Below are 15,685 nucleotides of genomic sequence, written 5' to 3'. Positions count from 1 at the left end.
ATGAGCAAAATAGAAAAAAAGATAATTGCAATTGGTGGTGTTGGTGTTTCACCTGAGTCAGATAAAGAATTAGACAATTTTATTCTAAATCATTCAAAAAAGATGAAAAATAACATTGGTTTTTTAGGTACTGCTAGCAAAGATGATAAAGAAAAGATAAATAAATTTTATAAAAGATTTGAAAATACCGGTTCAGAATTATCTCATTTTAATCTTACATCTAATATAGATGGTTTTCATGAATGGTTATTAAGCAAAGATATAGTTTATGTTGGAGGTGGTAATACTTTTTATATGCTGGAAATTTGGAAGAAAAATAGCTTAGAACAGGTTTTTAAAAAAGCTTATGAAAAAGGGCTTTTATTGTCAGGTGTTAGTGCCGGTGCTGTATGTTGGTTTGAATGGATATTGTCAGATTCTATGGGGCGAGGTTTTGAGCCTCTAAAAGGGATAAATTTAATAGAAGGAAGCTGTACACCTCATTCAGATAATATTGAAAGAATTAATGAATTTGAATTTAATATAAAAAATAATAAATTACCTAGTGGATTTGCGATTGATGACGGTGTGGCAGTAGTTTTCATTGACGGAAAACCAACTGAAGTTTATTCTTCAATAAATAATCATAACGCTTATTTTTTAGATAAAAATACAAAAATTAATCTGAAAGAATATATTAAGAATATATGAACAATATAACTGCAAGTAAAAAAATTCACAGCGTCGAGGATGCAAGAAATTTAGCTAAAAAGAGAATGCCTAAATTGATGTTTGATTTTGTAGATGGAGCATCTGGAGATGAAAAATTGTGTGAAATTAATACTACTGCTTTAGATCAAATAAGATTAGAGCCAAAAGTATTAAGAAATGTAGAAAATAGATTTTTAAAAAAAAAATTTCTCGATATTGATTTTGATCAACCATTTGGTTTTTCACCAATGGGGATGTGTAACTTAACATGGGCTGGTGCGGATGAAATGCTAGCTAAAGAAAGTGTTACAAATAATATACCTGCTTGTGTTTCTATGGCTTCATCAACCTCTTTAGAGAAAATGTTTGAATTATCAGAAGGACGTTCTTGGCTTCAATTATATAATTTTCAAGAAAACTTCGTGATGGAACTTTTACAAAGAGCAGAACAAACTGGCTATAAAGTTGCAATATTGACTGTAGATGTTCCAATTCAATTTAGAAGAGCTAAAGATAATAAAAATGGTTTTACAGTTCCTTTCAAAATTGGTCCTAAACAATTATTTGACTTTGCAACTCACCCTCTATGGTCTTTAACAACATTGCTAAGTGGTATTCCAAAACCTATGAATTATGAAACTTCTAAAAATGGAAACAAATTTGTAAGAAGTGAAAGTAGAGGTGCTACAGATTGGGGAACACTTAAGCGTGTTCGTGATACATGGAAGGGAAAATTAATTGTAAAAGGAGTTATGTCACCTGAAGATGCTGTTAAAATTAAAGATGCTGGTGCTGATGCAATTCAAGTCTCAAATCACGGTGGAAGACAACTAGATAGTGCAATGGCTGCTATTGAAGCGTTACCTTTGATAAGAAATATTTTAGGGAAAGAATTTCCAATACTTTTTGATAGTGGAATTAGAGGTGGCAGCGATATAGTTAGAGCTCTTGCTTTAGGTGCAAATTATGTGATGTTGGGGAGACCTTTAATGTATGGTATTGGTGCTGACGGAGAAAAAGGTTTGAGAAGAATTTTAGATATAATTAAAGATGAGTTAAGTACAGCATTAGGTCTTGTTGGTTTAACTGATGTAAACGATATTTCTTCTGAAATTATTGCTAAAAAATTTATACAAAATATGAAATACTAAATTTATGTCAGAAAAAAAAATTAGAGGTGGTTCGTTAATTGCTAGAGCTTTAAAAGATAAAGGGATCCAACATGTTTTTACATTATCTGGTGGTTTCTGTAATCCAGCTTTAGAGGGGTTTATGGAATGTCAAATGGAAGTCATAAACTGCCCTCATGAACAAGTAGCAGGTCATATAGCTGACGGTCATACAAGAATTACTAGAAAACCAGCAGTTTGCCTTGTTGGCCCTGAGGGTTTTGCAAATGCTGTACCCTCAATGATGGAAGCTTGGGGTGAAAGATCACCTGTAATATTTATAACTGGCTCAAGCAGTTTAAAAAGGCAGGGCTCAGGAGGTTTTAAAGAAATAGACGATGTCGCAATTGCAGCTCCTTTAACAAAGTACAGTGCCAGCATAACAGATGGTACTCGAATTAGAGAATTTGTAGATAAAGCATATAGAATAGCAACAAATGGTTATCCTGGAGCAGTCCATCTAAGTTTACCTGTTGATATTATGTTTTCGTCTTTTTCTGAAGATGCAGGACTTGAAGAAAGACCTTTTTCGCATGAAGCAAAACCTGTTGACAAAGCATGGCCTGATCCAAAAAATATTTCTAAAATACTAGAGCTTGCCTGTAATGCAAAAAAACCTGTTTTGATTGGTGGACATGGTATTTGGTGGTCTGGCTCTGAAAAAAAATTAGAGGAAGTTGGAAATAATTTACATATCCCAATATTTAATATTCCTTATCATCAAAAATTACTTGGTGAAGAAGCAAATGCTTATATGGGTTTAGCTGATATTCATCAATATCCTCCTTCTAAATTTGCATTACATGAGTCTGATCTAGTTTTAATGGTTGGTGCAAGATTAGATAACCAAATGAATTTTGGTAATCCTCCCCTTTTTCCTAAATCAACTAAACTAGTTTGTGTTAATGGATCTCATGAAGAGATTGAACTAAATAGATCAGCGGATATGAACTTATTATGTGACCCTGGTGTATTTTTTGATACTTTAAATAAACTTAAAACAAATAATAAATGGAACTTGGGTCATGAATGGTTTGATCTTAATAAATCAAAAAAACAAGAATGGGTTGATAAAACTTTAGAAGATTTAAGTAAAGAAACTAAAGAAGCAGAAGCTAATGGAGGAAAAATGCATCCACTACAATTAGCTTTAGATGTGCAAGATGCAATTGGAGAAAAAGATTGGCTAGTTATAGATGGTGGTAATACTCATTTCTGGTCTGAAATTGCAATTAATATTGCTGGATCAAAAGGGAAAAAAATTGGAGGAATTTTACATCCAGGAACGTTCAGTATGTTGGGAGTTGGTGTACCATTTGCACTGTCTGCAAAAAATACTAACCCTGACTCAAATGTAATTCTGATAAGTGGGGATGGAGCTTTTCTTTCTGGTGGCCTATCTATAGAAACTGCTTTTCAAGAAAACAAGCCAATAGTAGTTGTTATCGACAATAATGGTGGTTTAGACTGTATTTCTCAGCAACAAGAACGTTTATTTGAAAGTGGTAAACACTTTGCAACAGATTTTAGAGATATACCATTTCATAAAATTTTTGAAGGATTTGGCGGTCATGGTGAGCTGGTTACAAAAAGAGAACAACTAGCGCCAGCATTAAAAAGAGCAATTGAAAGTGGTAAAACAGCGTGCGTAAATGTAAAGGCAAAGGGAGTAATAAGCCCAATAGTGGCTGCTGTTAGCGATAAAAGAGACAAGGCATCAATAGAATAAACATATGGCAACTTTATCTTCTCACTTATTAAACTCTGTGGATGGAACCCATGCAAGTGGTGTAAAGGTTACAATTTTACAAACAAAACCGAATGGAGATAAAAAAACTTTTCTAGAAACAGAATCTGATGTTGGTGGTAGAATTTTAAAAGATTTTGATCTTACCACAGAAGATTGTCTTTGTGACTATGAAATGATTTGTAAAACAGCAGATTATTTTTCAGAAAAAAATATTGTATCAGAGATTATAGTAAAATTTCAGATGGAAGACCCAAAAAAGAAATACCACTTACCAATTATCATATCGCCAAATGGATATTCTATTTGGTGGTCTAAATAGAATGAATGAGTAGCTCTGGTTTAAATATGTCCAGGCGCATAAGAAGAACGCCTTTTACAAATAAGGTTGAAGAGTGTGGTGTGACAGGTTTTTCTGTTGTTAACCACATGCTACTACCCAAAGCTTTTAAAAAATCAGTTGAAGAAGATTATTGGCATCTTAGAACAAGTGTTCAATTATGGGATGTTTCAGTTCAAAGACAGGTTCAAATTGAAGGCCCTGATGCTGAAAGTTTAGTACAGAGAATGACACCAAGATCTATAAAAGGTATGAAAATAAAAAAATGTTTTTACATTCCAGTTATTGATGAAAATGCAGGAATGATAAATGATCCAGTTCTACTTAAACTGAATGAAAATAAATTTTGGTTATCAATAGCAGACTCCGATGTTTTGCTGTGGGCAAAAGGATTGGCAATTGGTTCAAATTTAAAAGTTAAAATTGAAGAACCAGATGTTTATCCATTAGCAATTCAAGGACCTAAGGCTGAAGATTTGATGGCTAAAATATTTGGAGAAGAAGTTAGATCAATTAAATTTTTCAACTTTGGCCTATTTAATTTTGAGGGAACGGAGCAAGTAATAGCTAGAGCCGGTTATAGTAAACAAGGTGGATTTGAAATTTATTTTAAAGGATACGAATTAGGTGAAAAATTATGGGATACAATTTGGAAAGCAGGTAAAGAATTTGATATTTCCCCAGGATGTCCTAACTTAATTGAAAGAATAGAAGGAGGATTAATGTCTTATGGTAATGATTTTACCAGAGAAAATAATCCTTTAGAGTGTAACCTTGAAATGTACTGCGCCAAGGATAGTCAGCATGATTTTATTGGTAAAGCTGCTTTAAATGAAATTAGAAAAGACGGTATTAAACAAAAAATTAGAGGAATTATTTTTGATGGTGACCCTTGTCCAACTTGTACAAAACCATTTCCTGTTTATTCAAATAATAAAATTAAAATTGGACAAATTACCTCTGGAATTTATTCACCAAGATTGAAAAAGAATATTGGACTTTCAATGATCTTAAAAGACTATTGGAATATTGGCAATGAAGTAATTGTTGAAACATCAGACAACAAATTAAGAACTGGGACCATATCATCTTTGCCATTTGAAGAATAATTAGATATACCAAAAGAAATTAAAATTTAAAAATGTACAGAGCAGTTATAGCAGGTTATTCAAGATCACCTTTTACAATGGCGAGAAAAGGTGAGTTAATAGACGTCAAACCGGTAAATTTATTGGCTGAAGTAGTTAACAATCTTGTTTCTAAAACTAAAGTTAATAAGATTGATATAGAAGATATTGTAATTGGGTGTGCTTTTCAGGTTGGAGAACAATGCTTTAATATTGGTAAATTGGTAACTTTTTTGACCGACATGGATATCAAAACTTCTGGAATGACGGTTGATAGATGGTGTGGCTCGTCAATGGAAGCTATTCATATTGCAGCAGGAAAAATATCAATGGGATCAGGTAAAGTATTTATATGTGGTGGCGTAGAAAGCATGACTAGAGTTAATACAGGCTTTGATCCAATGCCCTACCCTTATACAGAAAAAGAAAATCCGAATGTTTATTTTTCAATGGGTATAACAGCAGAAAATGTAGCGAAGCAATACTCTATAACTCGAAAAGAACAGCAAGAATTTGCAATATCTAGTCATGCAAAAGCTTTTAATGCACAATCCAAAGGAAACTTTACAAATGAAATTGTCGCTATAGGAAATTGTTCTCAAGACAGCAATATTAGACCTAACAGTAATCAAGGAAAATTAGATGAATTAAAATTAGTATTTGATCAAAATGGAACTGTAACAGCAGCAACATCTTCACCTCTAACAGATGGTGCAGCGGCAACATTAATTTGCGAAGAACAATATGCTAAAGATAATAATTTAGAAATTTTAGCTAGAATTGTTTCTACATCTGTTCAGGGGTGTAAAGCTGATACTATGGGCCTAGGTCCAATTGGAGCTTCTCAAAAAGCTTTGGAGAGGGCTAAATTAACGATTAAAGATATTGATATCGTAGAAATAAATGAAGCATTTGCATCTCAATCATTAGCTTGCATAAAAGATTTAGGCATAGATCAAAATAAAGTTAATTTAGATGGTGGTGCGTTAGCATTAGGTCATCCACTTGGAGCAACAGGTGCTAGAATCACAGGAAAAGCAGCTCAATTATTAAAAAGAGAAAATAAAAAATATGCTTTAGCTACTCAATGTATAGGTTTGGGAATGGGCATTGCTACAATTATTGAGTCTGTAGAGTAAATTTTCATATGCAACAATTACCTTTTGACAAAAGATCAGGAAAAATTTGGTTTAATAATGAGCTGTGTGAATGGCAAGATGCTAGAGTTCATATAATTAGTCATGGTATGCATTATGCTAGTTTGGTTTTCGAAGGTTTAAGAGTTTATAATAAAAAAATTTTTAAATTAGAGGAACATATTGAGAGACTTTTTAATTCTGCAAGAATATTGGATATGAAAATTCCATATTCTAATCAAGAAATTATTGAAGCTACAAAAAAACTTATTTCAGATCAGAATATTATAGATGGATATATAAGACCCTTTGCGTGGAGAGGTAGTGAAATGATGGGTGTATCAGCACAAAATACTAAAATAAATGTGGCAATTGCAATATGGGATTGGCCTACGTATTTTGATCCTACTTTAAAATTAAAAGGTATAAAATTAAATATATCTAAATGGCAAAGACCTCCTCAAAACTCATCCCCCTGGCAGAGTAAAGCAGCAGGGCTTTATATGATTTGCACATTATCAAAACACCAAGCTGAAAAAGAGGGTTATACCGACTCTCTGATGCTAGATCATGAGGGTAATATAGCTGAAGCAACAAGTGCCAACATCTTTTTTAAGGATAAAAATAATGAATTACACACACCAATACCAGACTCTTTTTTAGATGGCATTACAAGAAAGACTGTTATTGATCTTGCTAAATCAAAAAACATAAAAATAAATGAAAGAAAAATATCTCCTGATGAACTCTCTAATTTTGTAGGATGCTTTATCACGGGTACAGCAGCAGAAATCACACCTGTTGGTAATATTTTAGATAATAATTTTGAAGTTTGTGATTTAATTAAAGATTTATCATCAAATTACGAGCTACTTGTAGGTAAAAATAACTAAATCAAAAACTAAAAGTATTTTAGATAATTTTCTAAATATATTCATTATTCTCTTTTTTTTGATTATTAATTCATATAATTCGGTCTAATAACAAATTTTACTTACATCTATCTTGTTAGAAAAGTTGTAATTAATTATAAATTAAATTTTAAGAGTTTAACGGTTAATTCCTCTTAATCTTTCAGACCTTCTTCTTAAAAGCTCTGCACTCACCAGTATTAAAGTGGACATAATAATCAAACATGTTGCTACAGCCATTATTGTAGGGCTTAACTGCTCTCTTAGACCAACCCACATTTGAATTGGTATAGTAGTGTTTTCTAGTCCTGCTAAGAATAATACTACTACAACTTCGTCAAATGAAGTTACAAATGCAAATAGTGCACCAGAAATAACACCTGGCAAAATTAATGGTAATGTTATTTTCATAAAAGTATTTACTGGATTACTTCCCAAACTTGCAGCAGCTCTTGTGACACTATGATCAAACCCTGTTAATGTTGCTGTTACTGTAATAACCACAAATGGTGTACCTAAAATAATGTGTGCTAAAATTATTCCTGTATGCGTTGCAGCCAAACCTACTTTTGCCATGAAAAAAAATATCGCTGTTCCTGAAATAATTAAAGGGACAATCATTGGTGAGATTAATAAAGCCATGAATGCCGCTTTGTAAGGCATGTGCCTACTGCTCAAACCTAATGCCGCAACAGTTCCAAGAATTGTTGAACCAATTGTTGCAAAGAAAGCAATAATAATACTATTTTTTGCAGCAAGTCCCCATGGGTTTTTAGTTCCATAAATCATGTCCTCATACCATCTCAACGAAAATGCATCTGGGTCAAGTGCTAACATTCCAGCAGAAAAATGAATATATTGTTCAGCATTAAATGAAAGTGGTAAAATTATAAATAATGGTGCAATTAAAAAGAAAAATACTAATCCACAAATAGTTAAATATGTGTAGTGCCAAATTCTATAATTCCATGGTGTATAAGTTGGTAATGACATAGTTTATCCTAATTTAATATTATCTATTCCTACTAATTTATTATAAATCCAATAAATAGTTAAAACACCAACTAACAGCATTGTACCTAATGCAGCTGCAAATGACCAATCTAAAGAACTCTTCATATGATAAGCAATCGTGTTACTAATTAAAGATCCACTTGCTCCCCCAACTAATGCAGGAGTTATATAATAACCTATTGCTAAAATAAAAACTAACAAGGATCCAGCACCAATTCCTGGAACTGTTAATGGAAAATATATTTTTCTAAATGCTACAAATGGTGTTCCACCTAAAGATTTTCCAGCTCTCATTAAGCTTGGAGATATTGTTTTCATTACACTGTAAAGTGGTAAAACCATAAATGGCAATAAGATTTGAGTCATTGCAACAAAGGTTCCAATTACATTGTACATTAGTTCTGGCCTAGCGTCGTTAGCTGCAAGTCCAAGCATTACAATTAAATCATTAATTGGGCCTTGTTGCTGAAGTAAAACCATCCAACTTGAAGTTCTAACTAAGAGTGATGTCCAGAATGGAAGCAGTACACATATCATTAGTAAATTACTATATTTCATGGGCAATGTAGCTAATAAGTATGAAATTGGATAAGCAAGTATGAAACAAAATATAGTTACCCAAAATGCAACTTTAAGCGTTCTTAACCAAAGTATTTTATGAATTCTTCTATCTTCATCTTGTTGAATTATTTTTCCATCTTGATTAAACTTTAGATCCACACCTTTTAAATATTTTGCATATGACCAGTTCGGAGCAGCATTCTTTAAAGCAACCAAATATTCACTTTGACCCCACCTTTTGTGAGTTTTTATAAATTGCGATTTGTAATCACCTTCTTCAAATTTTCCAAGTTTTCTAACTGTTTTTTTAATTAAGCTACTAAATCCACCTTTTTCATAATTCAGTCTTGCTATAATCTTACCGTAAGTTTTAGTCTTTTTTAAATATGCTAAATCTTCATAAAGTGCTGCATATACAGGCTCTTCTGGAAGGTCTTTACCATCCCATTTTTCAATCGCTGTAAAGGTATTTGGTAACATTTTAGTGATCATACGATCATCGACACTTCTAAATAACATGTCACCTATTGGAAATACGTATGTGATTACAAGAAATAAAAATAATGGCGCTACAAGCATTACTGCTCTTAATTTATTTTTTCTCTCAGCCTTCTTTAAACTTACCTCTAAAGGTAAACCGTCTGATGATAATATTTGTTCTGTACTCATATTTTAAAAATTCTTAAAAAAAAAGGGCGGTTATTTTGTAACCGCCCTAGTATTTTATAATAAAAACTTAATCTATAAAATTAAATTATAGTCCAGCTTTCATTGCTTCCCATTTCTCATTGATTTCATCTTGGTTATCTGCCCAGAAATCAGGATTCATTAGGATGTATTTTTTTGTATTAACAGGCGCTGTAGGCATGTGTTGTACCATGCTTGTTTTACCATCTTTATACCATGGCTCTCCAGCATCTATAATAGCTATTGAAGACTTTCTCCAAGGAGCGTAAGCAATATACTTAGCACTTCCAGCTAAACCTTCAGTACTTGTCATTTCTCTAAGTACTTTCATAGCTTTACCGTTAGCATCGTTAGGTCCACCTTTAACCATTGCAAAATACTCATAGTCAAGAATTTGTCCATCCCATACTTGAACAAGTGGAGTTCCTTCCATTTGCGCATTAAAGAATCTACCATTCCAACCAGTAGCCATTACAACTTCACCGTTAGCAAGTAATTCAGGCGGCTGAGCTCCAGCATTCCAGAATACACATCCACCTTTTGGATCTGTACAAAGTGCTTTGATTTTATTCATCGCTCTGTCAATTCCACCATCAGCTCCAAGTTTTCTGTAAGTTAAGTCAGAACCTTTTCCAGGGTTTACACCGTCTGCAGTGATAGCAATCTCTACGTTAGACATCGCACCTTTGTAAATAGCTCTCTTACCAGGAAACTTTTTAGTATTGAAAAAGTCTTTTAATGTAGTTGGTTTTTTATCACCAATTGTTGAATCATTATAAGCATAGTTCCAAGAGTACAAGATGTTTCCAACTGCACATTTTGAAGGCATGCCTGTAAAGAAGTCTTGACTTGCTGGTGTTCCATCTGGAGCAGGTGAAAAATCTTTATCGAAATCGAATTCAACAAAAATTCCTTCGTCACATCCAATGATAGTATCTTTTGCATATACATCTATGATGTCCCAAGTGATTTTTCCAGCTTCTTTTTGAGCTTTAATCTCTGATAATCCACCAGTGTAGTCTACCCAATTAACAGGTATTCCTAATTTTGCCGCTGTAGGATCACCATACCCTAATTTTTGACTTTCAGTGTAAGCACCACCCCAAGACACTACAGTAACTGCAAATGCTGAAGTTGTGATAGAAAGTACAAAAGATAGAGCAAGTAATAGTTTACTTAATTTTTTCATTTTCTCTCCTATTTAACGTTAACGTTTGTTATTTTATAAAGTGAAAGTAAAACAATATCAGCCAGTTTAGTCAACAGCCAATTATGTCTAATTTGCCTTTATTTATTAAAGAAATTCTTAAAGTTTATTTTGGGTCTAAAGCTCTACAGTCAACACTGTTCCAGCCTATATTAAGTACATTACCTTTTTTAAGGTCTAGTCTTGCAGTACTATTTGGTACTTTAAGGATAAAATCTTTATTTCCAAGTAAATCAACTCTAAGTCTTGTATGATCACCATGATAAATTATTTCTTCAATTTTACCTTTATGATTATTATCCATTTTATCTGTAGGATCTATAATTGCTCTTTCAGGTCTTAGTGAAACTTTAGTTTTATCTCCTTTTGCTTTTACAGCAACTGGATTTGCTAAAATTTCAGTACCATCTTCTAATTTTACTTTGCATTTATCACCTGAAATATCTTCAACCTGACCTAAAAATTTATTATTCTCTCCAATGAACTCAGCGACAAAAGAATTAACTGGTTTTTCATATAATTCATCTGGGCTTGATAACTGCTGAACTTTACCATCATTGAAAACTGCAATTCTATTTGACATTGTTAACGCTTCAGTTTGATCGTGTGTTACATAAACAACTGTTACGCCAATACTTTCATGAATATGTTTAATTTCATATTGCATGCTTTCTCTTAAATTTTTATCTAATGCACCAAGTGGCTCATCCATAAGTACTACCTGTGGATCAAAAACTAATGATCTTGCAACAGCAACACGTTGTTGTTGTCCCCCAGATAATTGCATCGGCATTCTTGCTTCAAAACCATGAAGTGAAACCATTGATAAAGCTTTATCAATTTTTTTATCTGCTTCATCTTTTGGAATTTTTCTAACTCTTAATGGAAAAGCTAAATTTTCATAAACAGTCATGTGTGGAAATAAAGCATAGTTTTGGAATACCATTCCAATTCCTCTTTTGTGAGGTGGAATGTTTGAAATTACCTTACCATCTAGATAAATTTCTCCATGAGTTGGAGTTTCAAAACCAGCAAGCATCATTAAACAAGTTGTTTTACCAGAACCTGAGGGTCCTAACATTGTTACAAACTCACCTTCTTCGATATCTAAATTTAATCCTTTAACAACTAATATTTTGCCATCGTAGCTTTTGTCTACATTGTCAAATTTTACAAATTCTTTATTTTTTGCCATATTTTCTCCAGGGGATTTAAAACATTTGTTGGCTTATTTATCAAGTTTTTTTATTTCAACTACTTAATGTAAAGATCTTTTGAAAAATTACAAAATAACTCACACCCTTTGTCTGTTATTCGTATTGCTTCTGACGCTTCAACACCCCACCCTCCAAATTGCATTACAGCAATCATATGAAAAGTAACATTTGGTTCTAGAATAGTCATATCGCCTTTAGATATATTAAGGGTATGTTCACCCCAATCTGGTGGATAGCCAATTCCTATTGAGTAACCAGTTCTAGAGGTTTTTTCTATTCCATATTTATCTAGAATTTTCCAAAAAGCTTGAGCGACATCATCTGCTGTTTGTCCAGGTTTTGCAGCATCTATTCCAGCTTGAAGTGCCTCATTTGTTTTATTCATAGTATCAATTTTCAATTGATCGGGTTTTCCAAGTAAAACTGTTCTAGCCATTGGACAATGGTACCTTTGATATACCCCTGAAAGCTCTATAATTGTAGCTTCACCTTCCACAAACTTGTCTTGAGTTGCTGTTAAATGTGATGCTGAAGTACCTTTTCCTGTTGGAAGTAATGTTGCAATACTTGAGTACTCACCTCCAAATTCTGGGGTTCCATAAAATAATGCTTTTTGAATTTCACCCACGGCATCGCACTGTCTTACACCAGGATTTATAACTTCGATTGCTGTTTGCATTCCTTTTTGGGAAATTATTGCTGCAGATTTCATAAGTTCTATCTCAGCATTAGATTTAACAACACGAGCCCAATTAACTAATCTTTCAGAATCTTTTAACTTAACATTTGGTAACCCTTGTTTCATTTTTTCATAACAATAAGCGGTAAAATAATGACTATCCATTTCTAAACCTATTGTAAGTTTATCCCATTTTCTCTCTTTTATAATTTCTATTAAATTATCGTAAGGGTGCACTGGCCAAGTATGAATATATTTTTCATCATAAACTAAAATATTCTCATTTTTTAAATAAGTTTTTATATAGGCTCCACCTGAGTCTTGCTTTCTAACCCAGCATAATGGCTCATCATCATTCACGTGTATAATTACAGCTTGAGCGTAATAAAATGACCAAGCATCATAGCCAGTTAAATAATTCATATTAGCCGTATCACTAGAGATTAATAGTTCTATACCCTTCTCTTGCATTGAGCTCTGAACTTTTTTTAGTCTAGCTTTATATTCTTCTTTGCTAAAATTCATATACCTTAACTATTAAATAATTTTCCAAAACCTTCAATCTTTTCTTTGTAATTAATTGCATTAAGAGAATCCCAGATTAAAGTTTGATTACTTGATAAAACAATTTTATTTAGTTTTTGTTCAAGCATCTCAATTATTGATAAAGCAGGTAAAGCTGTGCATGAAATAAATAAAGCATCAGCTTCATTTAAATCCATTTTTGAAAGAATTTCATATAGATAGCTAGGATCAATTTTTCCTATATCAATGTCGGACTCTATACCAAAGTAGGAGTTTGCTGTAATTTCAAAATTTTCCTTTTTAAAAAAATTTAAAACTTCGTCATTTAACTTTTTTGAATAAGGTGTGAAAATCGCAACTTTATTAACTTTTAGTTTTTTCAGTGCTTTGATTGATGATGTGCTTGGTGTCGTAACTATAGCTTCTGGTTTTGCTTTCTTTATTTTTTTTTCAATAGAGTCATAGCCTGCAGCAATAGTACCTGAGGTGCACCCGTAGGCAACGCAATCAATTTTTTCACCAGGAAGAATGTCACTTGTTACTTCTGTTACTTTTTCAGACATTTTAATTAGATTTTCTCTTGTTAGGGGATTAAAACACTCAATTCTATTAACAAAAAAATCAATTTTTTTATCCTTAATTATTTTAATAAAATCTTTTTCAATCATATAGTCGCTTGCAAGAGCAACTAACCCTATCTTGGGGTTTTGGTGCTGGTTAAATTTGGGGTCAATTTTATTTGATTTCATGAATATAATTATATTCTAAGATTAAATATATTGATTATTTTGTCTAGTTAATTTAACCTCTTCTTATAAGCGATACATAACTCGTCGTTATACTGGGTTTAAAAGGTACTAAAGTAGTTACGAAAGTGGGATCAGTCGTCTTTAAATTTAACTATTTAAGGAGGTTTGAGTGAAATTTGGATATTTTTGTAACACTACTAATTGGAATCATAAACCTTATAATCAATTATTAAACGAAACCAAAGAAATCACTACTTACTGTGATGAAAATAATTGGGACTCCATTTGGTATACAGAGCATCACTTCAATCATGAAGGAATGGAATCTTGTACTAACCCATTAATGATGGGGGTTGATGCTGCAGCTAGAACAAAACAAATTAGAATAGGTCAAGCTTGCAATGTAATTACATTTCATAATCCCATCCGTTTAGCTGAAGACATAGCTTTACTAGATCAATTGTCTGGAGGAAGAGTTGATGTTGGTATTGGAAGAGGAATTTATGGAAGAGAAGCAATCAATATGAACAAAGAGGCTGACCTAAAGGATCAGGCTAAAAATTTTAGATTGTTTGATGAGTCATTAACCATAATGAAAAAAGCATGGACTGAAGAATTTTTTAGTCATAAAGGTGAATTTTATACCTACCCTACTCCTGGTTTTACATGGCAACATGACATGAGTCCTCCTAATGAAAAGTTTCTAGATACCAACACAAATGAAGTAAAAAAAATAAGTGTTGTTCCAAAACCAAAACAACAACCTCACCCTCCTATATGGCAAGTAGTTGATGGAGCAAGTTCAATTAAATGGGCAGCACAAAACGGTTTAAATACAATTATGTGGATACCTACTATTAAAGCATTAAAAACTAGATTTGAGATCTACAGAGATGCAAAATCTAAAGCTGAAAATAGAGATGTTCTACTTGGAGAAGGTGTTTCTTTAGTAAGAGATATGTTTGTTGCAGAGACTATGGAAGAAGCTGAAAAAATGGCTGGTGAACATATTATCAATTATATGAAGTGGGTTTGTCATTGGAGAGGATTGGGTAATCATATGGATCCAGACGAAGAGTTACCAGAAACAAAGCATAAATTAGATTTACTTAATTATGACTTTCTACATAAAAGAAATTTATTATTTGGGACACCAGAGTATGTTGTTAATAAAATAAACGAACTAAAGTCAGAGTTAAACTTACAAAATCTCCAGGTTTGGTCTAATTTTCCTGGAATAGATCATGAGACTTGCATGAGAAGTATAAAACTGTTTAATGATGAAGTTATACCAAAGATCAATTTAGATAGTTCAATCATAGAGAAAGCAAGTTAATGAAATTGGAACTTAGAAAGTTTGCAAAATTTGTAGATAAAACTTTTATTGAAGGTGGTAAGGAAGCTAAGGAACCAGTTTTAATGGTTTCTGTTGCTGCTGTATTTAAAAATCCATGGCATGGAAAAGGTTTTGTTGAAGATTTAAAACCAATTATTTTAGATTTAGCACCTAAGTTAGGTGATATTTTAGTTCCTGAGTTAATAAAAGAGATTGGTTCACCTGAAAAAATTTTAGCCTATGGTAAAGCAGGCACTGTTGGACTAAATGGAGAAATAGAACACGCATCTGCTTTTATTCATACACTAAGATTTGGAAATAAATTTAGGGATGCTGTTGGTGGAACTTCTTATCTGAGCTTTACTAATACTAGAGGTCCAGCTGGATCAAAAATGTCTATACCAATGATGCATAAAATAGATTCTGGACTAAGACCTTATTATCTAACTCATGAATTTACTATACATGATGCTCCTTTTGATGATGAAATAGTTATTGCTATTGGCGGTGCTTCAAGTGGAAGAGCTCATGCTAGAACAGGAGATCGTTACCAAGATATGAAAGAAATGGGACTAGATCCTAAATAAATT

General features: G+C 32.6%; 15 protein-coding genes. 9 read left to right on the top strand and 6 right to left on the bottom strand.

Features of this window, described 5'->3' with window-relative positions; translation table 11 throughout:
* From AC5YF9_RS01600 to AC5YF9_RS01570, 7 genes are read left to right on the top strand one after another with little or no spacing between them, the layout of a single operon-like run.
* On the top strand, positions 1–690 hold the full coding sequence (locus AC5YF9_RS01600; RefSeq protein ID WP_415304304.1) for a Type 1 glutamine amidotransferase-like domain-containing protein: 690 nt from the start codon (positions 1–3) through the stop codon (positions 688–690).
* Positions 687–1,841, top strand: coding sequence for an alpha-hydroxy acid oxidase (locus tag AC5YF9_RS01595; protein WP_415304303.1), 1,155 nt, complete (start codon positions 687–689; stop codon positions 1,839–1,841). The genes AC5YF9_RS01600 and AC5YF9_RS01595 overlap by 4 nt, the downstream gene beginning before the upstream one ends.
* A gap of 4 nt (positions 1,842–1,845) precedes the next feature.
* On the top strand, positions 1,846–3,588 hold the full coding sequence (locus AC5YF9_RS01590; protein WP_415304302.1) for a thiamine pyrophosphate-binding protein: 1,743 nt from the start codon (positions 1,846–1,848) through the stop codon (positions 3,586–3,588).
* Between the two features lie 4 nt (positions 3,589–3,592).
* Entirely contained in the window at positions 3,593–3,928 is a 336-nt protein-coding gene (locus tag AC5YF9_RS01585) for a hydroxyisourate hydrolase (RefSeq protein ID WP_415304301.1), read from the top strand.
* Between the two features lie 5 nt (positions 3,929–3,933).
* Positions 3,934–5,055 carry a dimethylsulfoniopropionate demethylase gene (locus AC5YF9_RS01580; RefSeq protein ID WP_415304300.1) on the top strand — a complete coding sequence of 374 codons (1,122 nt, stop codon included), beginning with the start codon at positions 3,934–3,936 and terminating at the stop codon, positions 5,053–5,055.
* 32 nt (positions 5,056–5,087) lie between these two features.
* A complete protein-coding gene (locus tag AC5YF9_RS01575) occupies positions 5,088–6,212 on the top strand; it encodes a thiolase family protein (RefSeq protein ID WP_415304299.1) in 1,125 nt (374 codons plus the stop codon).
* A gap of 8 nt (positions 6,213–6,220) precedes the next feature.
* The gene (locus AC5YF9_RS01570; protein WP_415304298.1) at positions 6,221–7,102 is read left to right on the top strand and encodes a branched-chain amino acid aminotransferase; all 882 of its coding nucleotides are present in this window, start codon (positions 6,221–6,223) and stop codon (positions 7,100–7,102) included.
* 156 nt (positions 7,103–7,258) lie between these two features.
* On the opposite strand, the gene AC5YF9_RS01565 is transcribed toward AC5YF9_RS01570, so the two are convergent.
* From AC5YF9_RS01565 to AC5YF9_RS01540, 6 genes are all read right to left on the bottom strand, one after another.
* The gene (locus tag AC5YF9_RS01565; protein WP_415304297.1) at positions 7,259–8,113 is read right to left on the bottom strand and encodes an ABC transporter permease; all 855 of its coding nucleotides are present in this window, start codon (positions 8,111–8,113) and stop codon (positions 7,259–7,261) included.
* 3 nt (positions 8,114–8,116) lie between these two features.
* On the bottom strand, positions 8,117–9,364 hold the full coding sequence (locus AC5YF9_RS01560; RefSeq protein WP_415304296.1) for an ABC transporter permease: 1,248 nt from the start codon (positions 9,362–9,364) through the stop codon (positions 8,117–8,119).
* An 85-nt stretch (positions 9,365–9,449) separates the two neighbouring features.
* Positions 9,450–10,571 carry an extracellular solute-binding protein gene (locus AC5YF9_RS01555; protein WP_415304295.1) on the bottom strand — a complete coding sequence of 374 codons (1,122 nt, stop codon included), beginning with the start codon at positions 10,569–10,571 and terminating at the stop codon, positions 9,450–9,452.
* A 124-nt stretch (positions 10,572–10,695) separates the two neighbouring features.
* Positions 10,696–11,784 carry an ABC transporter ATP-binding protein gene (locus AC5YF9_RS01550; protein ID WP_415304294.1) on the bottom strand — a complete coding sequence of 363 codons (1,089 nt, stop codon included), beginning with the start codon at positions 11,782–11,784 and terminating at the stop codon, positions 10,696–10,698.
* 59 nt (positions 11,785–11,843) lie between these two features.
* Complete coding sequence (locus AC5YF9_RS01545; protein WP_496169916.1) at positions 11,844–13,010, bottom strand: M24 family metallopeptidase; 1,167 nt, start codon at positions 13,008–13,010, stop codon at positions 11,844–11,846.
* A gap of 5 nt (positions 13,011–13,015) precedes the next feature.
* Positions 13,016–13,759: a maleate cis-trans isomerase family protein gene (locus AC5YF9_RS01540; protein ID WP_415304291.1), complete on the bottom strand. Its 744-nt coding sequence runs from the start codon at positions 13,757–13,759 to the stop codon at positions 13,016–13,018.
* Between the two features lie 169 nt (positions 13,760–13,928).
* Between AC5YF9_RS01540 and AC5YF9_RS01535 the strand changes: the two genes are divergently transcribed.
* Together AC5YF9_RS01535 and AC5YF9_RS01530 are read left to right on the top strand one after the other, a co-directional pair.
* Positions 13,929–15,095, top strand: coding sequence for an LLM class flavin-dependent oxidoreductase (locus AC5YF9_RS01535; protein ID WP_415304290.1), 1,167 nt, complete (start codon positions 13,929–13,931; stop codon positions 15,093–15,095).
* Entirely contained in the window at positions 15,095–15,682 is a 588-nt protein-coding gene (locus tag AC5YF9_RS01530) for an amino acid synthesis family protein (RefSeq protein WP_415304289.1), read from the top strand. The genes AC5YF9_RS01535 and AC5YF9_RS01530 overlap by 1 nt, the downstream gene beginning before the upstream one ends.
* Positions 15,683–15,685 lie beyond the last annotated feature (3 nt).

This window comes from Candidatus Pelagibacter sp. uisw_098 (genome assembly GCF_059512505.1).
This window is presented reverse-complemented; position numbering and strand designations above follow the sequence as displayed.